This is a genomic window from Acidimicrobiia bacterium (assembly GCA_040289475.1).
Taxonomy (GTDB): Bacteria; Actinomycetota; Acidimicrobiia; order ATN3; family PSLF01; genus PSLF01.
Genome location: PSLF01000003.1, coordinates 21,804 through 42,607, shown reverse-complemented (window position 1 = coordinate 42,607; position 20,804 = coordinate 21,804). Strand labels below are relative to the sequence as shown.

The window sequence follows — 20,804 nt, the reverse complement described above, 5'->3', positions numbered from 1 at the left end:
GCTTATTGCAAGGTAGCATCAACGCTTTCCCTGATACGGATCCGTCGAAAGAAGGTCGGTATGACACCTCAAAGGGCCGGCAGAAAGAAGAGGCTGTATTCGCAACTCCGAACGCCTCAATAGTGGAACTTTCCAAAACTTGGTCGCCTAAAGTGACAGGGGCGAGGTGGTTAGGTTGATCGACCGATAGATAGCAAGGTGGAGTAAAGCGGCGGCAAAGATGACCACAAAAAATAAAGACACCGCAAAGAAGACCTCGTCGGCAAAGGAGATCGCTAAGAAAACATCAGCTCAGGGATCCCGCGCTACAAAGAGCAAAGCTTCCAAAGCCGCCACAAAAGCAGATAAGCAGACTCAGGTTAAGCCGACCGCCAAGGAGAGCTCCCGGTCCGGAAGGAGTGCCGGGGCAAAGTCAGCGGTCACAAAGAGAGCTAAGACTGCCAAGGAAGAAGGGGGAACTGGTAGAGCAAAGGTATCGGGTTCAAAGGCTAAACAGATTACGACAACAAAAAGCAGGGCCCAAACTACCAAACAACCAAGTGCCGCCAGAAGGTCTACGGTTTCTAGGTCATCGGTCAGGAAAGCCGCTGAACCAAAAGCCTCTTCGAAAAAGCGTGGAGCCAAACTCCCTGCTCGGTTGCTCGCCACTGCTCGCAAGAGGCTCGAAGAGGAACGGCTAAGGCTACTTGCTCAGATAGAAGAGCTTGAAAAAGAAAGACAAATCTTAGCCGAGGATCGAGAGGACCGAGACGATGCATTCACTGAGGAGTCCGGAGAGGGCGCCAGTACTCTGGCCGAGCAAGAGCGAGAAGAGTCGCTAAGTATCAGAATGAGAGAGTTGCTAGAAAAGGTAGAGCGGGCGATGCAAAAAATTGCCAAGGGCACCTATGGCCTCTGCGAACGCTGCGGAAATCCAATAGAGCGTTTGAGGCTAGAAGCCCTTCCGTATGCTGAGCTGTGTATCGAATGCAAGCGGCGGGAGGAGCGCAGGTTCTGAGGCGGCGGAATCTATCTGCTCTCTTGGCCCCGACGGGGCCACTCGTGCTGCCCGCTGTAATCTTGTTACTAGATCAATCGTCGAAGGCGTGGGCAAGGTCTACCCTGTCTTCACGATCGGTCGAGCTCGTAGGGGACTTTTTCCAACTTCGCCTGGTATACAACACGGGGGCTGCTTTCGGCATCCTGCAGGGTGGCCGCTGGGTGTTTTTGGGATTGGCTATTCCGGTTGGCGCAGCTCTTTTCGTTTGGTCTTCCAGAGCTGCGCACCCAATACAACGAGTATCTGCGGGGTTATTGCTCGGTGGTTTGGTCGGTAACTCCTGGGATCGACTCGTAGCTCCGGCTGGAAAAGTTACGGACTTCATTGCCTTTTCGTTTTGGCCTGCGTTCAATTTGGCGGATTCCGCGATGGTAGTGGGGGTGAGTCTTTTCGTAATACATAGACTTTTGGGCTGGCCACGAGAGACATCTCCGGAGATCAGTGGAGATGCTTCGTGACCTCGCTCTCTTCGCAACTTAGGAAGTGGAAATGCAGTCGTCCGGTTACAGCTTGAAGAGGCGAGGGGAGTGTGGGTAGCCCATGGCAGGAGGATCACGTACTGTTGAGTTCGAAGTTCCTGAGCACTTGTCCGGGTTGAGGCTAGATCAGGTACTTTCTGCGCTGGCCGGCATCTCCCGTGCTAAAGCAGCCAGCCTCATAAAGGAAGGCAAGGCAGGCGTAGCCAATAAAGCGAGGGTCGCTCCGTCGCTACGCCTTAGCGTGGGGGACCGAGCCTTTGCCGAGCTCGAAGACAGCGATGTGGGAGTCCATCCAATAGAGATGGATCTCGAAGTGCTTCACGAGGATGAGCACGTGGGAGTCGTATCCAAGCCCGCAGGTATACCTGTCCACCCAGCGTCGAGCGTGAGCGGCCCCACGCTCGTTTCGGGATTGCTCGCAAGGTGGCCGCAAATAACGGCTGTTGGCGAGCCAGACCGGCCAGGAATAGTGCACCGTCTCGACCAAGATGTCTCGGGTCTTATGGTGGTGGCTCTCGATTCCGAGGCATACGCATTCCTTGTATCTGCATTCTCGTCGAAAAAAGTCACGCGAAAATACCTAGCCTTGGCTGCAGGTGTTCTAGAGGCCGATACAGGGAGGATCGAAGGGCCCATCGGGAGAGACCCACACGATCCGACTAAGAGGGCTGTGGTGTTGGGAGGAAAGCCGGCGGCGACAAATTATACTCGGCTAGCGTATTGGGAGGAGTGCTCCCTGGCCGAAGTCGAACTCGATACAGGAAGGACTCACCAGATAAGGGTTCACATGCAAGCCATCGGCCATCCGCTGTGTGGCGATTCGATATATGGCCGCCGCAATTCTCGGAACCACCGAGTCGCTATCCAAAAAGCCATGAGCTACCTTGAGAGGCCGTTTCTCCACGCCTATCGACTCGAATTTGAGCACCCCTTCACAAAAGAGTGGTTGGTGTTCGAGTCGGCCTTACCCCCCGATCTTGTCAGTGCTCTTTTTGCCCTTGGAACCCCGGTGTTCGGCTCTTTAGAAGGAGTAGCCATATGAGCGAGCCGGACGACCCCTTGAAGCGGCTCGAGCAAGCGGAGCCACACCGCTCTGTATCCGACGAATTGCCTATAAGCGTCAAGGTGCCCGAACCAAGGCGTTCAAAGGCAAGAGCGAGAATGGCCGCGACCGCCGAGGAGCGCGACGGGGGAGGGGTGGCGGCCACGCTCTGGGCATGGGTTGGTAGCCACAAGGTAGAGACGGGTGTGTTTTTGGCGACCATCGTACTTCTCACGGCACTTGCCATTTATCTTTCGGTAGATCCCGGCCCCGGGCGCGTGTTGTCTGTTGTAGTCGTGGGGCCTCCCCCAGGACAGGACCTTCAAGCCTATGTCGAGACCCGTCGCAGAGCTTTAGAGGACGTAGCGGGAGGGCGCGAGATCCGGGTGGCTGTAGTGACATTCAGGTCTGCGATCACTGGACCCCGCATCGCGGAGTATTCGCTTCCTGCGGGGGTCGAATTAGAGGAGGCGATAGTTGGTGACGGCGTAACGCTTCCTGAATCGGTCAAGGGTGGCAACAAGGTTGACTACGCGGTAGAAGAGTGGAGATTGCACCGATTGCAGGTTTTAGAGACCCAGCGTAAAGGGCTTACGGCTGCGCTCGCCGCCTCCCCTTCCCCTTCACCTGCCAAAGAGTGGTACACAAACGAGGCTGCCGCGGTTGACGCTGCTATCGCCAGGCTTAGAGATGGAAACATTGTTTTTGGGGCAATTGTCTCCGGGCCCGAAGACGGCCTTGTGCAGCTACAACAAAACTCGGCGGTCCTATTGGTGGACCTGGCTCCTGTGGGAGTCCGGGCAGAGAACGTGTCTTTCAGGCTAGCGTTGGGGTGATCTGCCCCCCCTGAAAACACCATACATAAGCCGGCGCCCCTACTCCTTTCCCAGTTGGCTAGTCTCCCAGTTGGCCAGTCGCTATGGAAATGGAGCCCAGATCCGCAGACAACTCAAAAAGTTTTACACTGCTGAGCGGGATATCCTCGAGAGAGCCAACGGGCTCTTGCTCCGCCGACGAGCAGCCTTGATTCTTCTCGTATCTTCTGCGACATCCTCTAGGCTGACCGAGTCGAGGATGTCGGAGACCGCGCCTCTGACTTTTATCCACACTAGCTGCAAGGCGCACTCCCCTTCTTCAATGCAGCTCGTGTCAGGCTCGATAGCTGCACAGCCCAGGGGAGCTACGCTTCCCTCCGCTGCCTCTACAATCTCTTTGAGTGATATCTCATTTGCGGGCCTCGCCAGGGAGTATCCGCCCTGCACCCCCCTCTTGGCTTCAACCAATCCCGCGGCCTTCATGACGAGCATGATCTGTTCAAGGTATGCCTGCGGCAGGCCGGTGGACTTGGCTATGTCACGCACAGAGGCTGGCCCATCTCTCAAGGCCAGCGCAAGTAGCGCCCTTGTGGCGTAGTCCCCTTTTGTAGAAATTTTCATAGTCACGGTTAGCCACCTTTCGAGACCTGGCTCAGGGATTGCCATTGGCCCGAGTCATTCTCGAGGCTTTGCTTTTATTCTATCTCAGGGCGGCCGTACTCCGATTGTGTGAGCCATCGCAATCGTATTGCAGTCTGTTGCTAGTAACGAAAGGCTACAACGAAACGTTCCGTGTACACTGCTTGCGATGTTAGTTCTGGAGGTGAGATGTCCACGGCTAAGACGAGCATAACTCCCCACGATGCTGCTGAAATCGCCCGAAACCTAGAAGGTGAGCCTCCCGAGGAAATCTTGCGTTTTGTCGTGGAGACGTTCGGGGCGACAAATGTCACCCTAGCCTGTTCCTTCCAGGCAGAGGACATCGTTTTGGTGGACATGATCTCCCGTATCTCCGAAGAGGTCCGGGTGTTCTCGCTGGACACGGGGTTTCTTTTCTCGGAGACCGAGAAGACACAGAAGGTTGTAGAGTCCCGTTATAACTTGCCCTTCGAGACGATCAGGCCCGGTCACACGATCATGGAGCAGGCCAGCCAGTACGGGAGACAACTCTATCTGCGTGACCCAGACCTGTGTTGCAAGCTCAACAAAGTTCAGCCTCTGGAGAGAGCTCTCCAAGGATACGCGTGCTGGATCACCGGCATTCGGCGAGAGCAATCACCTACTAGAGCCAACGCTCCTGTGTTTGGATACGACGAAGCCTTTGGACTCTACAAGGCAAATCCCATAGTAACTTGGAACTCCGAGCAAGTGTGGGAGTACGTGCGCGCTCACAACCTTCCGTACAACCCTCTCCACGATAGGGGGTATCCGTCCATAGGTTGTGCGCCATGCACTAGACCAGTGGCCAAGGGAGAGGATCCCAGAGCGGGACGCTGGTCCGGGTTCGCCAAGACAGAGTGCGGGTTGCATGCCCGCTGAGATCCCCTCTCCTCCCCGAGGAGAGCTCGTAGATCTCAGACTCTACGACGACTCACAGGGCGACTCCTCCGAGGAGAAGGTTGTATCGTACCTGGACTCCCTCAAGGGCACGAAAGTGATGGTAAAACGGATCCAGGACCATCACTACTGGGACCTCGTGTTGCTCGCAATTGGAGCATACTCGCCTTTGGAGGGGTACCTATCGAAGCGAGACTACAACTGCGTTCTCCAGGAGTGCCGCCTAGAGTCCGGGGCTTTATGGGCCATACCGATTTCATTGCCCTTCGACGATGAAGAGGCCAATGCTGTAGCTTCCGAGCGCGTTGGCGCTGTGGCTCTGGTGGCCTCCGGTGAACCAGCGGGCAACGTCGCCTACTCGGAGCAACAGTGGTGGAGTCCGGAGTTGGGAAAACCACTTGCGATCATTGAGCTCCAAGATGTCTTCGAAGTAGATCTCGCTACTGAGGCCCGGGCCGTCTTCAAAACCGACGACGAACGCCATCCTGGAGTGGCCAGGCTCTTCGAAGACGGCCGGTATCGCGCCGCGGGTCGAGTTAAGGTGTTAGAAAAGATTGATCCGCCGTACCCAGGATACGCATTTACTCCTCAAGAAACCCGCAGAGCATTTATTGAGGCTGGATGGAAGAAAGTAGTTGCTTTCCAGACCCGAAATCCGATCCACCGAGCCCACGAGTATTTATGCAAGTGTGCTCTGGAGATCACCGATGGACTGCTCATCCACCCGGTAGTTGGGACTACCAAGGATGACGACATCCCAGCAGATGTGAGGATGAGTTGTTACGAGGCACTGGTGGAGCACTACTTTCCTAAGGATCGCGTTATGATTGCTTCCTTTCCAGCTCCTATGCGGTATGCCGGGCCCCGGGAAGCTCTGCACCACGCATTGGTGAGACGAAACTATGGTGCATCGCACTTCATCATCGGACGGGACCACGCAGGAGTTGGCAACTACTACGGAACTTACGAGGCTCAGGAATTCGTGTCGTCATTTGACATCTCCGAGTTAGGAATCGTCCCCCTCTTTTTCGAGCATGCTTTTTACTGCGTCAAATGTGACCAGATGGCAACTGCCAAAACCTGCGGTCATTCCGAGTCTGAGCGCCGGCACCTCTCGGGAACCCGAGTGCGAGAGTATCTGCGCCAGGGCCGTTCGCTCCCCGAGTCCTTCACGAGGCCAGAGGTCGCGGAGTTGCTGAGACGCCACGCTGTTCAGCATTCCCAAGCCTAAGTCAGCGGATATCGACCAGCGTTTTTCGGAAAGTGCGTTAGTGGACATGTAGGTCATGCAAGAATCCCCCCATAAGCACGCGGGCTGTATCCTAGAGTCAGTTTGAGCGTTCGCATGACTTGCCAGAAGGCAGAGGCGGCTGGGGCGGACGAACAGATCTTGCGATCTATTCCCGAGGGCACTCGAGTATGTCATTAGTAGCACTATCTCAAGCCAGAGGTCGGAGGGTCGCTCTGTGATACTGGAGAAAATCGAATCGCCTGCGGATCTAAAAACTCTCGACCGAGCGGAGCTAGACGAACTTGCTTCCGAGATTCGGAAGTTCCTCGTGGATTCGGTGTCGAAAACGGGTGGCCACCTCGGTCCTAACCTCGGGGTTGTCGAACTGACGCTGGCCGTTCATAGGGTCTTCGACAGCCCCAAGGACGCCATAGTATGGGACACCGGTCATCAAGCCTACGTTCACAAAATTGTGACTGGCCGCTCTCACCGCTTTGACACCCTTCGCCAGGAGGGCGGCCTTTCGGGTTATCCGTCGAGGGCGGAGTCCGTACACGATCTTGTGGAGAACTCCCATGCTTCGGTCTCGCTAGGGTACGCTGCTGGGCTGGCCGAGGCGCGGCGGAGGGCCGGAATTGAGGGCAAGGTAGTAGCTGTCGTGGGAGACGGTGCGCTGACCGGTGGGGTAGCACTCGAGGCTCTCAACAACATTGGGGCAATGGCACTCGACGTCCTGGTTGTGTTGAACGACAACGGGAGAAGCTATCAACCCACTGTAGGAAGCATTGCCTCTTATCTTTCTAGATTACGGCTGAGCCCTCGGTATCGACGGGCAAAGCGAGAGATTGAGAACATTCTGACGGCGATTCCTAGAGTAGGCGAGTCCCTCGCGGCCGAAGCTCGACGGGTGAAGCAAGGAATCAAGCAGCTTGTAGCCCCCCAAGTTATCTTCGAAGACTTGGGGTTTTACTACGCGGGTCCTATTGACGGTCACGACCTCGGCTCTCTTGAGCAAGCACTACATCTAGCCAAGGATGTAGAAGGGCCTGTCCTCGTGCATGTTCTCACCGAAAAGGGTCATGGCTACGGCCCTGCTGTCGAAGACGAGGTAGAGAAGCTTCACGCGCTCGGGGCTTTCGATCCTGAGACGGGAAAGCCTACCAAGCCGAAGGCCCGCTCGTGGACAGCGGCGTTTGCGGAGGAGTTGTGCAGGGTTGCCGAGAGGCGCTCCGACGTCCTCGCCATAACTGCTGCTATGGCTTCTCCCACAGGCCTTTCCAAGCTTGCAGAGAAGTATCCCGAGCGTGTCTTCGATGTCGGAATCGCAGAACAGTTCGCGACTGTGTTTGCGGCTGGTTTGGCGATGGGTGGAGCTAGGCCGGTAGTCGCAATTTACTCGACGTTCCTTCAGCGAGCTTTCGACCAGTTGATGATGGATGTTTGTTTACACAATCTTCCCGTGCTGTTCGTTATCGACAGGGCTGGAATAACCGGCGATGATGGGCCTTCTCACCATGGGGTCTTCGATCTCACATATCTTCGAGCTCTGCCCAACATGGTCGTTGCAGCTCCCCGAGACGAGTGGGCGCTAAGAGATCTAATAGCGACTGCATTGAGTCATGATGGCCCCTTCGCTATTCGCTTCCCTAAAGGAAGCCTTCCCTCATCCGGGCATAGAGCTCCCGTTGAGATCCCCGTTGGGTCTTGGGAAGTTTTACGGGACGGGAGCGATGTCTGTTTTTTGGCCACGGGCAAGATGGTCACAATAGCGGCCGAGGCCGCGGACAAGCTCGAAGCAAACGGCGTCTCGGTACGACTTGTAGATTCTAGGTTTGTAAAGCCGTTGGATCCTGCGCTTCCAGAGTACGTGAGCGGCTGTGATGCCGTGTTCACGCTAGAAGACAATGTTCTTGCCGGTGGTTTCGGCTCGGCTGTACTCGAAGAGCTGGCCGAACGACGCTTGAATGTTGATTTGATAAGAATTGGCGTTCCTCACAGATTCTTAGAGCATGCCTCGCAGGACCGCTGGTTTGAGCGTCTCAAGATGGATGCCGAGGGGATCTGCCGTAGGGTCCTGACTTACTTGAATGAGCGTGCTCCGATTTCGGACGCAGCTAGCAGTTGATACCAGTGTGTCTTCTCGGAGACCCAAAATGACAGCTTCGGCTGCACCGTTGCCAGAGCCCACGGCCGCTTATATCACCACTCCTGGGATGGACCCGATTCCTGTCTCTCCGGACGAAGTGCTGAGTGAGATCAACTCCTCTCCGTCGGAGCTCTGGTTAGCAGTACGGCTCCCTGCTGGCCAGGTAGGACAAGACCAAAGACGGCGTGCAACTGACAACGGCTCTGGCGGATCGTTTGGGACCGCTGTTTCTCGAGATATGGCTGTTGCTAAGCGGTACCTAGTTGTAGAGTTCGACCGTCCGGTACGGGATGGCGAAAGTTACTGGCGCAATGGGTACCAGTCGTGGTCCTTTACCGGAATAGCTCGCGCTGGTGAGGCCATAGAGCGGCCCGGCATAGACATGGCGGCGATGTCGCATTTTTCTCATCTAGAGCCCCCTGTAAAAGGGCCCATACTTGCCGAATCAGAGAGCATCCTGGCTCTAGAAGATCTCGTAGTAGCTACCCTCGACGGCCGGCGTGCCCCAGCATGTTTTTTCGGCACGCCGACCGCATTAGCGGTCTCCTTCGATATTTCGAGAATAGGTGAAAGCGAGGGAGGAAGTGCCGCTTCGAGTAAGGAAAGAGTTTTTTCTACGAGACCGAGTTCTTCCCTCGGCAGCGACATCCTCGACGTTGTTGCGCTGACGACCACAGAGCTTGATCGACGTCGTTCATTGATTGACCGACTCTTGGGTGCATCGGCGCTACTGAAAGGCGCTCGGGCCTCAGCTCCGCTCTATTCCGGCTGGTGCACCTGGTATCAGTACTTTTCGTCGATTTCCGAGGCAGAACTATTGAAAAACCTCTCGTTAGCGGAGAAGCATCTTCACTTTCTGGACGTCTTTCAGCTTGACGATGGTTATCAAAGAGCAATTGGAGACTGGTTGGAAACCAACGACAGGTTTCCATCTGGAGTTGCCGGAATTGCACGAAAAATCGAAGAGGCTGGGTTCATACCTGGGATTTGGATTGCTCCTTTTGTCGCAACTACCGATTCTTCGGTGTATAAAGGCCACTCTGATTGGTTTCTCAAACTTCCAAACGGATCTCCAGTGCCAGCCATGCTGAATTTTGCGTGGGGGGGCAACGGTCTCGCGTACGCTCTCGACTGCACTCACCCTGAAGTATTGGAGTGGTTGGAGCGTTTAGGGGCTGGGGTGAGAGAGGCTGGTTATAGATACATCAAAATAGACTTCTGTTATGCGGCATCTATGCACGGCCTATCTGCAACCCCCCGAGGGAGAGCGGAAGCGCTAGTTCTAGGGGTTCAAGCGCTCCGACGGGGATTGGGAGAGGACGTGTTTTTGCTGGGGTGTGGAATCCCCTTGTGGCCAGTGGTCGGTCTTCTGGACGGAGCTCGGATAGGACCGGATGTGGCACCGACCTTCTTGCCCCAACAGCGAGTACATGGTCTCACCGATTCGTTACCCGCACTTGCTAATGCATGGAGAAATACGATTGCTCGCGCTCCGATGCATAGAAAGTTTTGGGTGAACGATCCAGACTGTGTAATGCTCAGGAAAACCCAAACCTCCCTTGATCCATCCATTGCAGAAGAGTGGGGAAAGCTGACAGCAGCGCTCGGGCAGATGGTTATAGTCTCAGATGACCTCTCGTTATATGGCACCTCTGAGTTTGCTTTTGTTCGCGAGCTGGTAAATACGGCGAGAGCAAATGATGTTCCTGCCGGTACCCCATCGAGAGCACCCGATTTTCTCCACCTAGCCTCCTACGGACGATCATTGGAACAGAATGAGCAAAGCATTTGAGAACTTTATGATTTAGAAGAGCCGAGAGATGGCAGAAGGCTTGTTGGGGTGATGAAAGGGGAAGTGGTAGACGAGGGAGGGGGACTCGATTCCTCTCGCGGGCGACGACGTGCCGTAACAACTGGCTCAGCTGTAAACGTCCCTCTAAATGCCGTTCTATCTGCGCAGGCTGTTGCTTGGTCGATTCCTGTTTCTGTTCTTATAGCGGCATTCGTCGAACGCTCTAGACTTCATCGTCCCCTGCTGGTCTTGATATCAGTAGCAATCTTCCTGGTTTGTGCTGCAGTAGTCACAGCTGGGCTTCGACTTAGCCAAGTTCCCCCGGAAGTCTCTGTGGCTGCATGTGCAGGGATGGGATTAGGTCCGTCACTTCTTGCTTTGGGGCTAGGAGCGGACAGACCTGGACTTGCTGTTGGAGCTGCTGCGGCTACGGCCGTGTTGAGTGGGCGCTTGTGTGGCAGGGAGCTCGGCGCGGGGGTTGCCACCTCGACGGCTGTGCTGGTCGCTGGCGGCCTTGCCGCCTCTGGAGCTTTTGGGCGCGGCGGCGGTGGTAGCATCGGTGCCGCTGTTTTTTTGGTTTGGATCGCTGGCCTAGCGTCTGCACTAGTGGGAACTGAAGGGGGAGCGCGTGCGGGAGGACTGCCATCCGAAGTCACGTCGCTCGAGTCGCGAGGAGGGGGGGTCCTAGAGGAGTTCGCGTCGGTGTTCAGGCGGGTCAGCGAGGGCGATCTCACGTTCGAGTCACTCCAGGCGATTGAAGAGGAATCGTACAGGGTTCCCGAAGAGCTTCGGCCGGTTATCGCTCACTTCATCACTGCGGTGGCGAACTGGAGAGCCCTCGCGCTGCGGCTGAGACGCAACGCCGACATGTTGAGCGACACGGCCCAGAGCCTCAGAGTCGCCTCGGACTCTCAGGCTGCCCTCTCTGCTGAACAGTCGTCGGCGGCAGTAGAGACTTCGTCGACCATCGAAGAGCTTGCCGCCGCGGCCAAGCAGATCGCTGAACTAACCGAGAGCGTAGCAGGTCTCGCGGAGAAGACTTCTGAGGCTGCTCTGCGAGGAAAGGACGCAGTCGACAGATGGGGGGAGACCCGCGACCGTATTGCGAAAAAGGTCGAGTACATTGCATCGCAGACCTTACGGTTGGGCGAACTGTCTCAAGAGATTGGCAGTATTCTCGAACTAATCACTGACATTGCGGACCAAACCAACCTTTTGGCTTTGAACGCTGCTATTGAAGCGGCACGAGCCGGTGAGCATGGCCGAGGTTTTGCGGTGGTTGCAGACGAGGTTCGGAAACTAGCGGAGCGAAGTGTCGAGGCCACCGAGGACATTCGAAGCCTAATATCGGAGATCCAGTCTGAGACCAACACGACAATCCTCGCCACTGAGGAGGGTACGAGAGAAGTTGTTGCAGCAGGGAAGCTTGGCGAAGAGGCCGCGGAGCGGCTCGACGAGATTACTCGATTTGCGGAGTGGACCTCTTCTGCAACAAAGGAAATCTCGGTCTCGACTGCCCAGCAACGGTCGGCTAGTGATCAGGTCGTAGTCGCTATCGCTCAGGTAGCAGACGGATCGAGGGAATACCTTTCTAGCTCGAAGGAGTTGGCCCAGAAAGCATCCGAGCTAACCCAGCTGGCCGACGAGCTCCGGGACGAACTTGTAAAGCTCAGACTCGAGTGAGCTAGCTGTTTCTCGGTGGTGCTGACTTCTAGTCCTCTTCTCAGCGGAGGCGAGGTAGGCCTTGGAGGATTTTACTTACCCGCAGCCGCGCGAACCTTCGCTGGTCGATCGAGCAGGCTCTTGTAGACTTCCTCGGTCTTTTGTGCCATACGTTCGGGCCCGAAGAGCGATACAGCCCGGTTCCGGCATGCCTCAGCAGAAATGCTCTCTACGGCATGTATCTTCGAGGCCATCTCCTCTACGTCGTCAACGAGAAATCCGGTCTCTCCGTCTTCTACGAGCTCGGGGGCTGCTCCGTTGGGGTAGGCGATGACCGGAGTCCCACACGCTTGGGCTTCTGCCATCACGAGTCCGAAAGGCTCCGGCCATCTGATTGGCACCAGCAGTGCCCTTGCCTCTGCTAAAAGCTGTACTTTTTCATCTTCGGAAATCTCTCCTAGGTACTCGGCGTCGCCACCGAGCATGCTTTCGAGAACAGAGGAGTAAAAATCTTGTTCTTCTGCATTCGCTATCTTGCCTGCTAGTTTTATGGGCACCCCCGCTTTACGAGCCGCCTTGACGGCGTCGTCTGGACCTTTGTCGTAGCAAATCCGCCCGAGAAATGCTACGTACTCGGATTTGCGCGTGGACGGGCGGAATCTCTCGGTGTCGACGCAGTTGTACACCACATCCAACACTCCCGTACCCAGATCTTTGGCTTGTTGACGCGAAATGGCTAGCAACGGGACTTTTCTGGCGAGCGCTCGATAAAGCCGGCCCATTTTACCGGTAGCAGGACCATGCATCGTATGGACCAACGGCTCTTTGATACCGCCCCATGCCAATGCCCCCATGAGGGAGTGGTCGTGGAACACATCGCCTTCGAGATCTGCAACGCCTTCGAGAACATGGATCATCTCTACGTGAAAGTCCTCCCAGACGTCTCGCTGAGATCGATCGAAAGGCGCTACTAGCTTTGCTCCGTTGACCTGACTGTCACCTGACGCCACTAAAGTAACGCTGTGTCCGCTAAGAGCGAGCTGTCGGGCAAGCGAAGCAACTACCGCCTCTATTCCTCCGTATCCTTTTGGCGGTACCGGGAGCCACGGGGGCGCGATCAAAACAATGGAAAGGGTGGTGTCTGCGCGGGGTGTCATGTGCTGCATTCTAAGGATCCTGGCGCGGCCCACTTGTGGATTTGAAGAACCCGAGCCGCTGAATGCTCGAATCGTTCACTCTGGAGCTTTTCTCGTGCCTTCTCCCGAGAACAAAATTCTTTGGGAGCGACGAGATAAACCGATTTTGTGGGCCGGTGATATAACCTCATGTCATGTGCAGAAGAGAAGTATACCGATCGCATGACTGAAGCGAGCGAGTCGCACTTTATGGCTGGGGGTCGGACCCGCAGGGCCTGGAGAATCAACGATTTCTATATCACTACGACCTCGCCCAGGGTCACTGCCGATACTTTGGTTCTCAAACACCGGGAATCCTTTGCCGTCTTCGATGAGTATGGCGATATCGGGGTTGGCCACACGCCTAGCCAGGGATACGAGGGGGTGTACCACGAAGGAACGCGTTTTCTCTGTCACGAACGAATGCTCTTGAATGGACAGCCCCTCCTGCTCCTGTCTTCGGCGGTGAGTTCGGATGGCTCCACAGTGATCGTAGACCTAACCAACCCGGACATTTATTTGGACGAAGAGCTGGCACTACCGCATGGAACGGTTCACATAGGTCGCCAAAAGGTCCTATGGGATGCTGTGTGCTACCAATCTACAAAGGTCTGCAACTTTGGTACAGAGCCGGTCGAGATTGTCATAAGCCTGAATTTCGACGCAGACTTCTCGGACATTTTTGAAGTTCGCGGAGTAAAAAGAGAGTCCCGGGGCGAGTTGCGCGCCCCGCTCCTCTCTACCAAAAGGATGCGCTTTTCGTACCTGGGCCTCGATGGGCGGGAAAGGGCAACAGAGATTACCTGGACACCTGTGGCCGATAGCGTATCGGAATCGGGGCCGGTTTTTTACTTTGCGATGCGCCCGAAAGAAGAAATCGAACTTGCGGTGGCCGTAGCTTGTGAATCCCGAGCCAAGCCTGTAGTGGCTACTTTCGAGCAAGCTCGCTCGAAGATTAGAGGCCAGCTCCTTGAGATGTCGAATGAGGATACAGAGATAGACACCTCCAACGAGCAGTTCAATGCGTGGCTTCATCGCTCGCTGGCCGACATTCGCACGCTCACGTCGACTCTGCCGACCGGTTTCTACCCTTACGCTGGAATCCCATGGTTCTCAGCCCCCTTCGGGCGCGATGGATGCATAACGGCTTATCAGTTTCTGCTCGTCAATCCATCCTTGGCTAGAGGAGTCCTCGGGTATCTCTCGGCTACTCAGGCGACTTCCGAAGATGACTACTCTCAGGCCGAGCCAGGTAAGATCATTCACGAAGAGAGACTGGGAGAGATGTCGATCCTGGGAGAAGTGCCGTTCAGGCGGTACTACGGTTCGATCGACGCCACTCCACTGTTCGTATGGCTCGCCGGTCAGTACCTACGGCACACGGGCGACATCGAGTTTATAAAACGCATCTGGCCAAATATACATGCCGCAGCCTGTTGGCTAGACAACTACGGCGACAGGGACGGGGATGGATGGATCGAGTACGAGGGGCACAAGGGCAACGGCTTGGAAAATCAGGGATGGAAAGACTCAAAGGACGCAGTTTTTCACGCAGATGGGCGTATCCCCCAGGGCCCAATAGCCCTTGTAGAAGTCCAGGCCTACGCGTATGCCGCCCGGCTGGCTGCAGCGGCTATTGCAGATGAGCTTGGCGAACGAGATTTTGCCAAGTCCCAGCGGACAGCTGCAGCCGACCTGAAAAAGCGGTTCGATGACGCTTTTTGGTGCGATGAGATCGGAATGTATGCCCTTGCCCTAGACGGACGTAAGCGCCAATGTGCGGTAAGGAGTTCGAATGCGGGCCATGTTTTGTTAGGAGAACTAGCGGGCAGAAGTCGGGCGGCTAAGATCTTCCACTCCCTCATGTCGCCCGACTTCTTCAGCGGATGGGGAGTCCGCACAGTTGCCCGCGGAGAGGCTCTCTACAATCCAATCGCGTATCACAACGGCTCTGTATGGCCGCACGATAACTCGATAATTGCGCAGGGCATGGCTGTCTATGGTTTCAAGGAAGGTGCTTTGCGAATAACCCGGGGACTGTTCGATGCCGTCCGGCATTTCGGCCATATGAGGATGCCCGAGCTGTTCTGTGGTTTCGACCGGATCGTAGAAGAAGAACCAGTTCTATACCCAGTGGCCTGCAATCCCCAGGCCTGGTCTGCTGGGAGCGTATTTTTGTTGCTGAAGGCGTGCCTTGGACTGAAAGTAGATGCCGTTGCTGGGAGGATAATCTTGGAGCGTCCTGCTCTACCCTCGTTTTTAGACTCGGTCAAAATCTCGGGTCTCAGATGCGGCGGATCCTCGGCTACCTTGCTTTTCTCACGGCATCAAGATGATGTGGGCGTGAACGTACTCAAGAGGGAGGGTCCCTTAGACGTTGTGATCATCAAGTGACGGCGCTGCAGAGAACGCGTCTTTTTTGACTCGCGTACCTGGTGGCAGATCGCTTCTCTCATGCCGACATGGGGAGCTCGATTTCCAATACGAGTTCGTCCCTGTCTTTATACACTTGCAACGATCCGCCTGCTGCTTGGCAAAGATGATAGGGGCGAGCGAGTTTTTCGGGTTGCTCGCTGGAGAGCAGCGCCCCCTCGGGTACCCAAATTTTGGAAAGGTCTGAGGGCAGTGAGTAACCCGGATACGCGGGCCCTTTCAGAATTGCTCTAGCTACGGGATTCGTGTCAGATCTGGCTGGGGCGCGCGTGCTCTCCTCGCGTAGAACCGCCACGGCTCTCCCGGCCAAAACGGCTGTGAAGTGTGCGAAAACCCCATCCAGAATCTCATCGACGACGTTGGGTGGCGTCCGAACCGAGATGCTTCCTTGAGGCGCGGACACGACAGTAATTTCGGCACCCTTAGAGACAGCTTTTGCGATAGCGCTTTTGAACGCTTCGTCTAAGCGCGTTGTCTCGGGTGGTAGATTTGCTACGGTGAGCAGAGCATCGATTCGCGCGCGAAACTCATCTGTCATTGCTGTGATAGCCTCTGCCGAAGTTTCGATGCGCTCTAAGAACTCCGTTTTGACGGCGTCTTCCACCCCTGGGCGCATCAGAAGAGTTTGGGCCATGCCCGCTATTGACGTGAGCGGTGTTCTGATGTCGTGATGGAGAGTCGAGATAGCAGCCCGCAGTTGCTCATCCAGAGCGGCAACTCGCGAGCGGAACTCGACAGCTGCGACTACTGCACCGAAAAGTTCACATGCAATCCGGGCCAAGGCTTCAGCCTCGGGGCTGTGGGCGCGAGCAATGCCTCCCGCCATCTTTGCTTCTATTGTCCAGTGTGGCGCTGCCGACGGCGCGATGCGAAACGTGACATTGGAACCTTCGTGAGGGAGCTCGGGTCCGCTCACAACTTCGCTTTCATAGCCCAGCGAAGCAATGATTTGCTTGAGAACCGCAATGGCCTCTTCAGAGCTGTCGGCCGATGCCAAGAGAGACATTTTGGGGGCGATGTCTTTGAAGTAGTGAGATTCCATCCTAAGCCAGTGTCATATCGCTATCAGGCCTTGTTTGCTCAAGCGTACTTCAGTCACGAGTTTTTCGCCGGTTCCCCGACTGCAATTCCGTAAGTGGTATTCTCATCGCCAGTGGGCTAGGTACGCCTAATAAAAGTGGTTTCAGGGCGAAATTTGCAGCCAACCGGAGGCGTTCCAGGCTTTTTCTCCTGCGGGGTAATAGATGACTTCTTCATTTGTTCACCTGCATCTACATACCGAATTCTCGTTACTCGACGGGGCGTCGAGAGTTTCAGAGATTGTCCGGGCGGCAGCCCGCGATGGGCAACCAGCCATCGCTATTACCGATCACGGAGTCCTTTACGGCGCAATCGATTTCTATTCAGAGGCTAAGTTCTCAGGTATCAAGCCCATCATCGGGATGGAGGCTTACGTGGCGCGCAATTCCCGTTTTGATCGGGGGAGAGGCGAAGATTGGCACCGCTACAACCACATGACACTATTGGCTACAGACAATACCGGATACAAGAACCTCATGAAGCTGACCAGCCGCGGGTTCTTGGACGGTTACTGGTACAAGCCACGCATCGACAAAGAGCTACTGTCCGAGTATCACCAGGGGATCGTGGCAACTACTGGGTGTTTGAAAGGAATAGTCCCACAGCTACTGCTCGAGGGTGAGTACGAAGCAGCTGTCGCAGAGGCCGCAGAGCTTCGAGACATCTTTGGTGCTGAAAATTTCTTCGTAGAAGTTATGGACCACGGTCTTCCTGACCAACGCCGCCTGAACAAAAAACTGGTGGCTTTGGCGACAGATTTAGGAATTCCATTGGTAGCTACCAATGACTGTCATTACACCCGCAGGGAAGACTCGGTAATTCAAGACGTCTTGCTCTGCATCCAGACAGGTGCCACTGTCGATCAAACCGACCGTATGCGCTTCGAGACAGACCAGTTCTACTTGAAGTCTGCCGAGGAGATGCGCCAGCTCTTTCGAGACTTACCAGAGGCGTGCGACAACACTTTGGAGATTGCGGAGCGCGTAGGTATAGATATAGGGTTTGGGGAACACCTGCTTCCCAAGTTCGATGTGCCCGAGGGGTACGACGAAAACTCCTACCTCAGAAAGCTCGCATTCGAAGGCGCTGTAAGACGGTATGGGGATCCGCTTTCCGAAGCAGTAAGTCGTCGACTGAAGTACGAGCTAGAAGTTATAGCAGAGATGGGCTTCTCTTCGTATTTCTTGATCGTTTGGGATTTGGTGTCTTACGCGCGGAAAAAGGGAATCAGGGTAGGACCAGGGCGTGGATCGGCTTCGGGGTGCCTCGTGGCCTACTGTTTGGGGATTGTCCAGATCGATCCCATGCGCTACGGGCTGATTTTCGAGAGATTCTTGAATCCAGGCCGCCGCCAGATGCCCGACATAGACATGGACTTCGACGAGCGTTATAGGGGGGAGATGATCCGCTACGTATCGGAAAAGTATGGCCATGATCACGTAGCCCAGATCATCACGTTCTCGACGATCAAGGCACGAGCAGCCGTGCGGGACGCGGCTCGAGTACTGGGATATCCGTACGGTCTGGGGGACCGGATTGCCAAGATGATGCCTCCTCTAGTGATGGGAAGGTCGACTCCGCTCAAGGCCTGTCTAGAAGAAACTCCTGGATTCGAGGACAGCTACAGAATCGCAGCTCCTCTACGAGGGGCAGTAGAAAGTGACCCGGACGTCAAGCGGGTGGTCGACGTCGCTGTCGGCCTCGAAGGCCTTCGCAGGCAGGACTCCATTCATGCTGCCGCCGTGGTGATAAGTCCGGAGCCCTTGGTTGAGAGAGTGCCCGTTCAGCGCAAGGGCGAGGACGTCGAGATCGTCACCCAGTACGACATGGATGCCGTAGAACGGCTCGGTTTACTAAAGATCGACTTTTTGGGTCTGAGAAATCTGTCGGTTATCGAAAAGACGAGGGAGCTAGTACGAGCTTCCACGGGTATAGACATCGATGTCGATGCTGTTCCGTTAGACGACGAAAAAACCTTTGCGATGCTCCAGCGCGGCGAATCCGCGGGTGTGTTTCAGCTCGAAGGATCCCAGATGCGCAGTTTGCTGCGAAGCCTGCGGCCGTCGTCGCTAGAGGAAATAGCGGCGGTTATTGCTCTTTACCGTCCGGGTCCCATGGCCAATATTCCTCGCTATGTGGATCGAAAGCACGGACGGGAGCCTATCGACTATCCACATCCAGACCTCGAGCCCATATTGCGAGAAACCTACGGTGTTCTGGTGTACCAGGAGAGTGTCATCGAGATCGCGTCCCGGATCGCAGGCTTCAGCCTCGCCAAAGCTGATGCATTCCGAAAAGCGGTGGGTAAGAAAATCCCCGAGCTAGTAGCAGCTCAAAGAGACGAGTTTATCGAAGGTTGCGTGGCACAGGGATACGACAGGTCTTTCGCAGAGTCGCTTTTTGCTCTCATAGAGCCATTTGCGGATTACGGCTTCAACAAGTCCCATGCCTTCGGGTACGCGATGATCTCCTACCAAACCGCGTACCTCAAAGCTCACTTTCCTGCCGAGTACTTTGCCGCTCTGCTTAGCTCTGTAAAGGACGACAAAGACAAGACAGCTAGGTACCTGGCCGAGTGCAGGTCTATGGGGATTACAGTGAGACCGCCAGATGTAAATTTTTCCGATATCGACTTCACCGTAAAGAATGGAGAAATTATCTACGGCCTCTCGGCGATCCGCAACCTCGGCGAGTCTGCGGGCGAATTGATTCTCAGGGCGAGAGAGGCGGGCCTATTCGAGAGTTTTGTCGATTTTTGCGAGCGAGTCGATATCTCGGTACTCAACAAGCGCATCTTGGAAGCAGCGATCAAAGCAGGCGCTTTCGACTCGATGGGATATGCCCGAAAGTCTTTACTGGAGCGAGCATTCGCCATCGTCGAAGAGGTGGTAGCACGCCGGCGCATGGAGCAAGAAGGCCAGTACTCGCTTTTCGCTGAGGTGCCTTCGGGGCCAGCATTCAAACACAACCACGGAGTGGGTAACGAAGAATGGGATCGCGAAACCAAGCTGTCTTATGAAAGGGAAATGCTGGGACTGTATGTGAGCGATCATCCGCTCTTGGAGGTCCAGGCAAAGATAAAAGAGGTCTTTAGGGTGACGATCGCAGACCTCATGGAGGCTCCGGACGGTCGGTACGCTGTTGCTGGGTGCCTTACTGCGCTTCGGCCTCGCTTCACCAGAAAGGGCGAGCAGATGTTCAGCTTTGTGTTGGAAGACCTGACCGGCTCTATCGAGGTTGTCTGCTTTCCGAAGGTAGCGAGGGACTACCATAACCGCATAGAAGAACACGCAGTTGTAGTTGTCAAAGGGCGGTTGGAGGCAAGAGAGGACGGGCGCGTGCTGGTGGCCGAGGCGCTTCTCGATCTCGATTCGCCAGAGCTGTCGAGAGAGGTAGGGCAGGTTGACAACGAGAAGTTAACCGACGGCGGAGCTGTTAGTGCCGGTACAGACGCTGTCTCTAATGAAACGGCGTTTTTGGAAATCGACGGCAGCTACGACCGGGATTGTCTGAGTATGGGGCTGGACTCAAACGCACAGGACCTCTTCGATGATGAAGAAAGACGTTCAGTGTTACCTGTGCAAACCGGTCCTCCTAATGGAACGTCCTCGGTACAGATCAGAGTGGACGCTGAGAACGTGGGGGCAGAAGAAGTGGAGTCTTGCATAAAGCGATTGAAAAGCGTGCTGATGCGCCACCGGGGCGATACTCCAGTGGTGATAAGGGTCTGTGCCGGCGGGTCGATCGGCAGTGCTTACAGAGTTGATCAGCGCTTGTGGGTGAATCCCACTCCTGCTTTCGAGGCGGAGCTGGTCTCGGAGTTGGGACCAGCGATCTCCCTTGAGCAATCCCGTTTTTCTAGGTCACTAGGTCATCACTAGATCACTGGTGCTGAAAGTGTTACTGTGTGGGCTCCTCAAGCTCCACTCCCTCAAGCTTTGCGACAAGCCGCTTCCATTCCTCGGACAGAGGGGTAGTGCGCCCCTTTGAAAAATCAAAGCTCACCACGGTCGCTTCCGATTCAGCAATGAGATGACCGGTCTTTCGGTTGACTATGCGGCATGAGATCTTAAAAGAAGATCGGCCGATGCCGCATATACCCGCTTCTACCTCAAGATCGTCCCCAAAGAATGCTTGTTTTCTGAAAGTTGCTTCAATGCTGCCGAGGATGAATCCTCTACCACGGCTATTGAACTCGCCCTTTAGCGCCTTGAAGTAATGCGCCCGCCCCAGCTCAAAGTAGGCCATCAAAGCGACGTTGTTGATGTGTCCGGATGCATCTGTGTCAGAGAAGCGTGTCTGGAGAGGCACTCGAACCGGATATGTGGTTTTCACTTCTCGCATCTCGTCTTT

General features: G+C 55.4%; 15 protein-coding genes. 11 read left to right on the top strand and 4 right to left on the bottom strand.

Annotated elements, in window-relative coordinates; all coding sequences use genetic code 11:
- The first annotated feature begins 220 nt into the window (after positions 1–220).
- The 4 genes from C4318_02540 to C4318_02525 all read left to right on the top strand — a co-directional run bounded on the left by C4318_02540 (position 221) and on the right by C4318_02525 (position 3,396).
- Positions 221–997, top strand: a complete 777-nt coding sequence (locus C4318_02540; protein ID MER3454022.1) for a hypothetical protein — start codon at positions 221–223, stop codon at positions 995–997.
- Positions 967–1,497 carry a signal peptidase II gene (gene lspA / locus C4318_02535; protein ID MER3454021.1) on the top strand — a complete coding sequence of 177 codons (531 nt, stop codon included), beginning with the start codon at positions 967–969 and terminating at the stop codon, positions 1,495–1,497. Before C4318_02540 ends, lspA begins: the two co-directional genes overlap by 31 nt.
- A gap of 82 nt (positions 1,498–1,579) precedes the next feature.
- Positions 1,580–2,560, top strand: coding sequence for an RNA pseudouridine synthase (locus C4318_02530; protein ID MER3454020.1), 981 nt, complete (start codon positions 1,580–1,582; stop codon positions 2,558–2,560).
- The gene (locus C4318_02525; protein ID MER3454019.1) at positions 2,557–3,396 is read left to right on the top strand and encodes a hypothetical protein; all 840 of its coding nucleotides are present in this window, start codon (positions 2,557–2,559) and stop codon (positions 3,394–3,396) included. The genes C4318_02530 and C4318_02525 overlap by 4 nt, the downstream gene beginning before the upstream one ends.
- A 123-nt stretch (positions 3,397–3,519) precedes the next feature.
- Here the strand turns inward: C4318_02525 and C4318_02520 are convergent, their stop codons facing one another.
- A complete protein-coding gene (locus C4318_02520; protein ID MER3454018.1) occupies positions 3,520–4,041 on the bottom strand; it encodes an Rrf2 family transcriptional regulator in 522 nt (173 codons plus the stop codon).
- 162 nt (positions 4,042–4,203) lie between these two features.
- Between C4318_02520 and C4318_02515 the strand changes: the two genes are divergently transcribed.
- From C4318_02515 to C4318_02495, 5 genes are all read left to right on the top strand, one after another.
- The gene (locus tag C4318_02515) at positions 4,204–4,914 is read left to right on the top strand and encodes a phosphoadenylyl-sulfate reductase (GenBank protein MER3454017.1); all 711 of its coding nucleotides are present in this window, start codon (positions 4,204–4,206) and stop codon (positions 4,912–4,914) included.
- On the top strand, positions 4,904–6,163 hold the full coding sequence (gene sat / locus C4318_02510) for a sulfate adenylyltransferase (protein MER3454016.1): 1,260 nt from the start codon (positions 4,904–4,906) through the stop codon (positions 6,161–6,163). Before C4318_02515 ends, sat begins: the two co-directional genes overlap by 11 nt.
- Positions 6,164–6,398: 235 nt before the next feature.
- On the top strand, positions 6,399–8,288 hold the full coding sequence (gene dxs / locus C4318_02505) for a 1-deoxy-D-xylulose-5-phosphate synthase (protein MER3454015.1): 1,890 nt from the start codon (positions 6,399–6,401) through the stop codon (positions 8,286–8,288).
- A complete protein-coding gene (locus C4318_02500; protein ID MER3454014.1) occupies positions 8,251–10,101 on the top strand; it encodes a hypothetical protein in 1,851 nt (616 codons plus the stop codon). The genes dxs and C4318_02500 overlap by 38 nt, the downstream gene beginning before the upstream one ends.
- 51 nt (positions 10,102–10,152) lie before the next feature.
- A complete protein-coding gene (locus C4318_02495; protein MER3454013.1) occupies positions 10,153–11,784 on the top strand; it encodes a hypothetical protein in 1,632 nt (543 codons plus the stop codon).
- A 71-nt stretch (positions 11,785–11,855) separates the two neighbouring features.
- Here C4318_02495 and C4318_02490 read toward each other — a convergent pair whose 3' ends face one another.
- Positions 11,856–12,929: a glycosyltransferase gene (locus tag C4318_02490; GenBank protein ID MER3454012.1), complete on the bottom strand. Its 1,074-nt coding sequence runs from the start codon at positions 12,927–12,929 to the stop codon at positions 11,856–11,858.
- Positions 12,930–13,088: 159 nt separating this feature from the next.
- Between C4318_02490 and C4318_02485 the strand changes: the two genes are divergently transcribed.
- Complete coding sequence (locus tag C4318_02485; protein ID MER3454011.1) at positions 13,089–15,332, top strand: amylo-alpha-1,6-glucosidase; 2,244 nt, start codon at positions 13,089–13,091, stop codon at positions 15,330–15,332.
- A gap of 58 nt (positions 15,333–15,390) precedes the next feature.
- On the opposite strand, the gene C4318_02480 is transcribed toward C4318_02485, so the two are convergent.
- A complete protein-coding gene (locus C4318_02480; protein ID MER3454010.1) occupies positions 15,391–16,413 on the bottom strand; it encodes a hypothetical protein in 1,023 nt (340 codons plus the stop codon).
- A gap of 202 nt (positions 16,414–16,615) precedes the next feature.
- Between C4318_02480 and C4318_02475 the strand changes: the two genes are divergently transcribed.
- A complete protein-coding gene (locus C4318_02475) occupies positions 16,616–20,332 on the top strand; it encodes a DNA polymerase III subunit alpha (GenBank protein MER3454009.1) in 3,717 nt (1,238 codons plus the stop codon).
- A 19-nt stretch (positions 20,333–20,351) separates the two neighbouring features.
- On the opposite strand, the gene C4318_02470 is transcribed toward C4318_02475, so the two are convergent.
- The gene (locus tag C4318_02470) at positions 20,352–20,795 is read right to left on the bottom strand and encodes a hypothetical protein (GenBank protein MER3454008.1); all 444 of its coding nucleotides are present in this window, start codon (positions 20,793–20,795) and stop codon (positions 20,352–20,354) included.
- Between the last annotated feature and the right edge of the window lie 9 nt (positions 20,796–20,804).

What these genes read in the sequence shown, in the direction of transcription:
- C4318_02485 (MER3454011.1), top strand. Translation starts at nt 13,089, where the DNA reads ATGTCATGTGCAGAAGAGAAGTATACCGATCGCATGACTGAAGCGAGC.
- C4318_02525 (MER3454019.1), top strand. Translation starts at nt 2,557, where the DNA reads ATGAGCGAGCCGGACGACCCCTTGAAGCGGCTCGAGCAAGCGGAGCCA.
- C4318_02475 (MER3454009.1), top strand. Translation starts at nt 16,616, where the DNA reads ATGACTTCTTCATTTGTTCACCTGCATCTACATACCGAATTCTCGTTA.
- C4318_02530 (MER3454020.1), top strand. Translation starts at nt 1,580, where the DNA reads ATGGCAGGAGGATCACGTACTGTTGAGTTCGAAGTTCCTGAGCACTTG.
- C4318_02515 (MER3454017.1), top strand. Translation starts at nt 4,204, where the DNA reads ATGTCCACGGCTAAGACGAGCATAACTCCCCACGATGCTGCTGAAATC.
- C4318_02480 (MER3454010.1), bottom strand. Translation starts at nt 16,413, where the DNA reads ATGGAATCTCACTACTTCAAAGACATCGCCCCCAAAATGTCTCTCTTG.
- lspA (MER3454021.1), top strand. Translation starts at nt 967, where the DNA reads ATGCAAGCGGCGGGAGGAGCGCAGGTTCTGAGGCGGCGGAATCTATCT.
- C4318_02490 (MER3454012.1), bottom strand. Translation starts at nt 12,929, where the DNA reads ATGCAGCACATGACACCCCGCGCAGACACCACCCTTTCCATTGTTTTG.
- C4318_02470 (MER3454008.1), bottom strand. Translation starts at nt 20,795, where the DNA reads ATGCGAGAAGTGAAAACCACATATCCGGTTCGAGTGCCTCTCCAGACA.
- C4318_02520 (MER3454018.1), bottom strand. Translation starts at nt 4,041, where the DNA reads ATGGCAATCCCTGAGCCAGGTCTCGAAAGGTGGCTAACCGTGACTATG.
- C4318_02495 (MER3454013.1), top strand. Translation starts at nt 10,153, where the DNA reads ATGAAAGGGGAAGTGGTAGACGAGGGAGGGGGACTCGATTCCTCTCGC.
- C4318_02500 (MER3454014.1), top strand. Translation starts at nt 8,251, where the DNA reads ATGAGCGTGCTCCGATTTCGGACGCAGCTAGCAGTTGATACCAGTGTG.
- C4318_02540 (MER3454022.1), top strand. Translation starts at nt 221, where the DNA reads ATGACCACAAAAAATAAAGACACCGCAAAGAAGACCTCGTCGGCAAAG.
- sat (MER3454016.1), top strand. Translation starts at nt 4,904, where the DNA reads ATGCCCGCTGAGATCCCCTCTCCTCCCCGAGGAGAGCTCGTAGATCTC.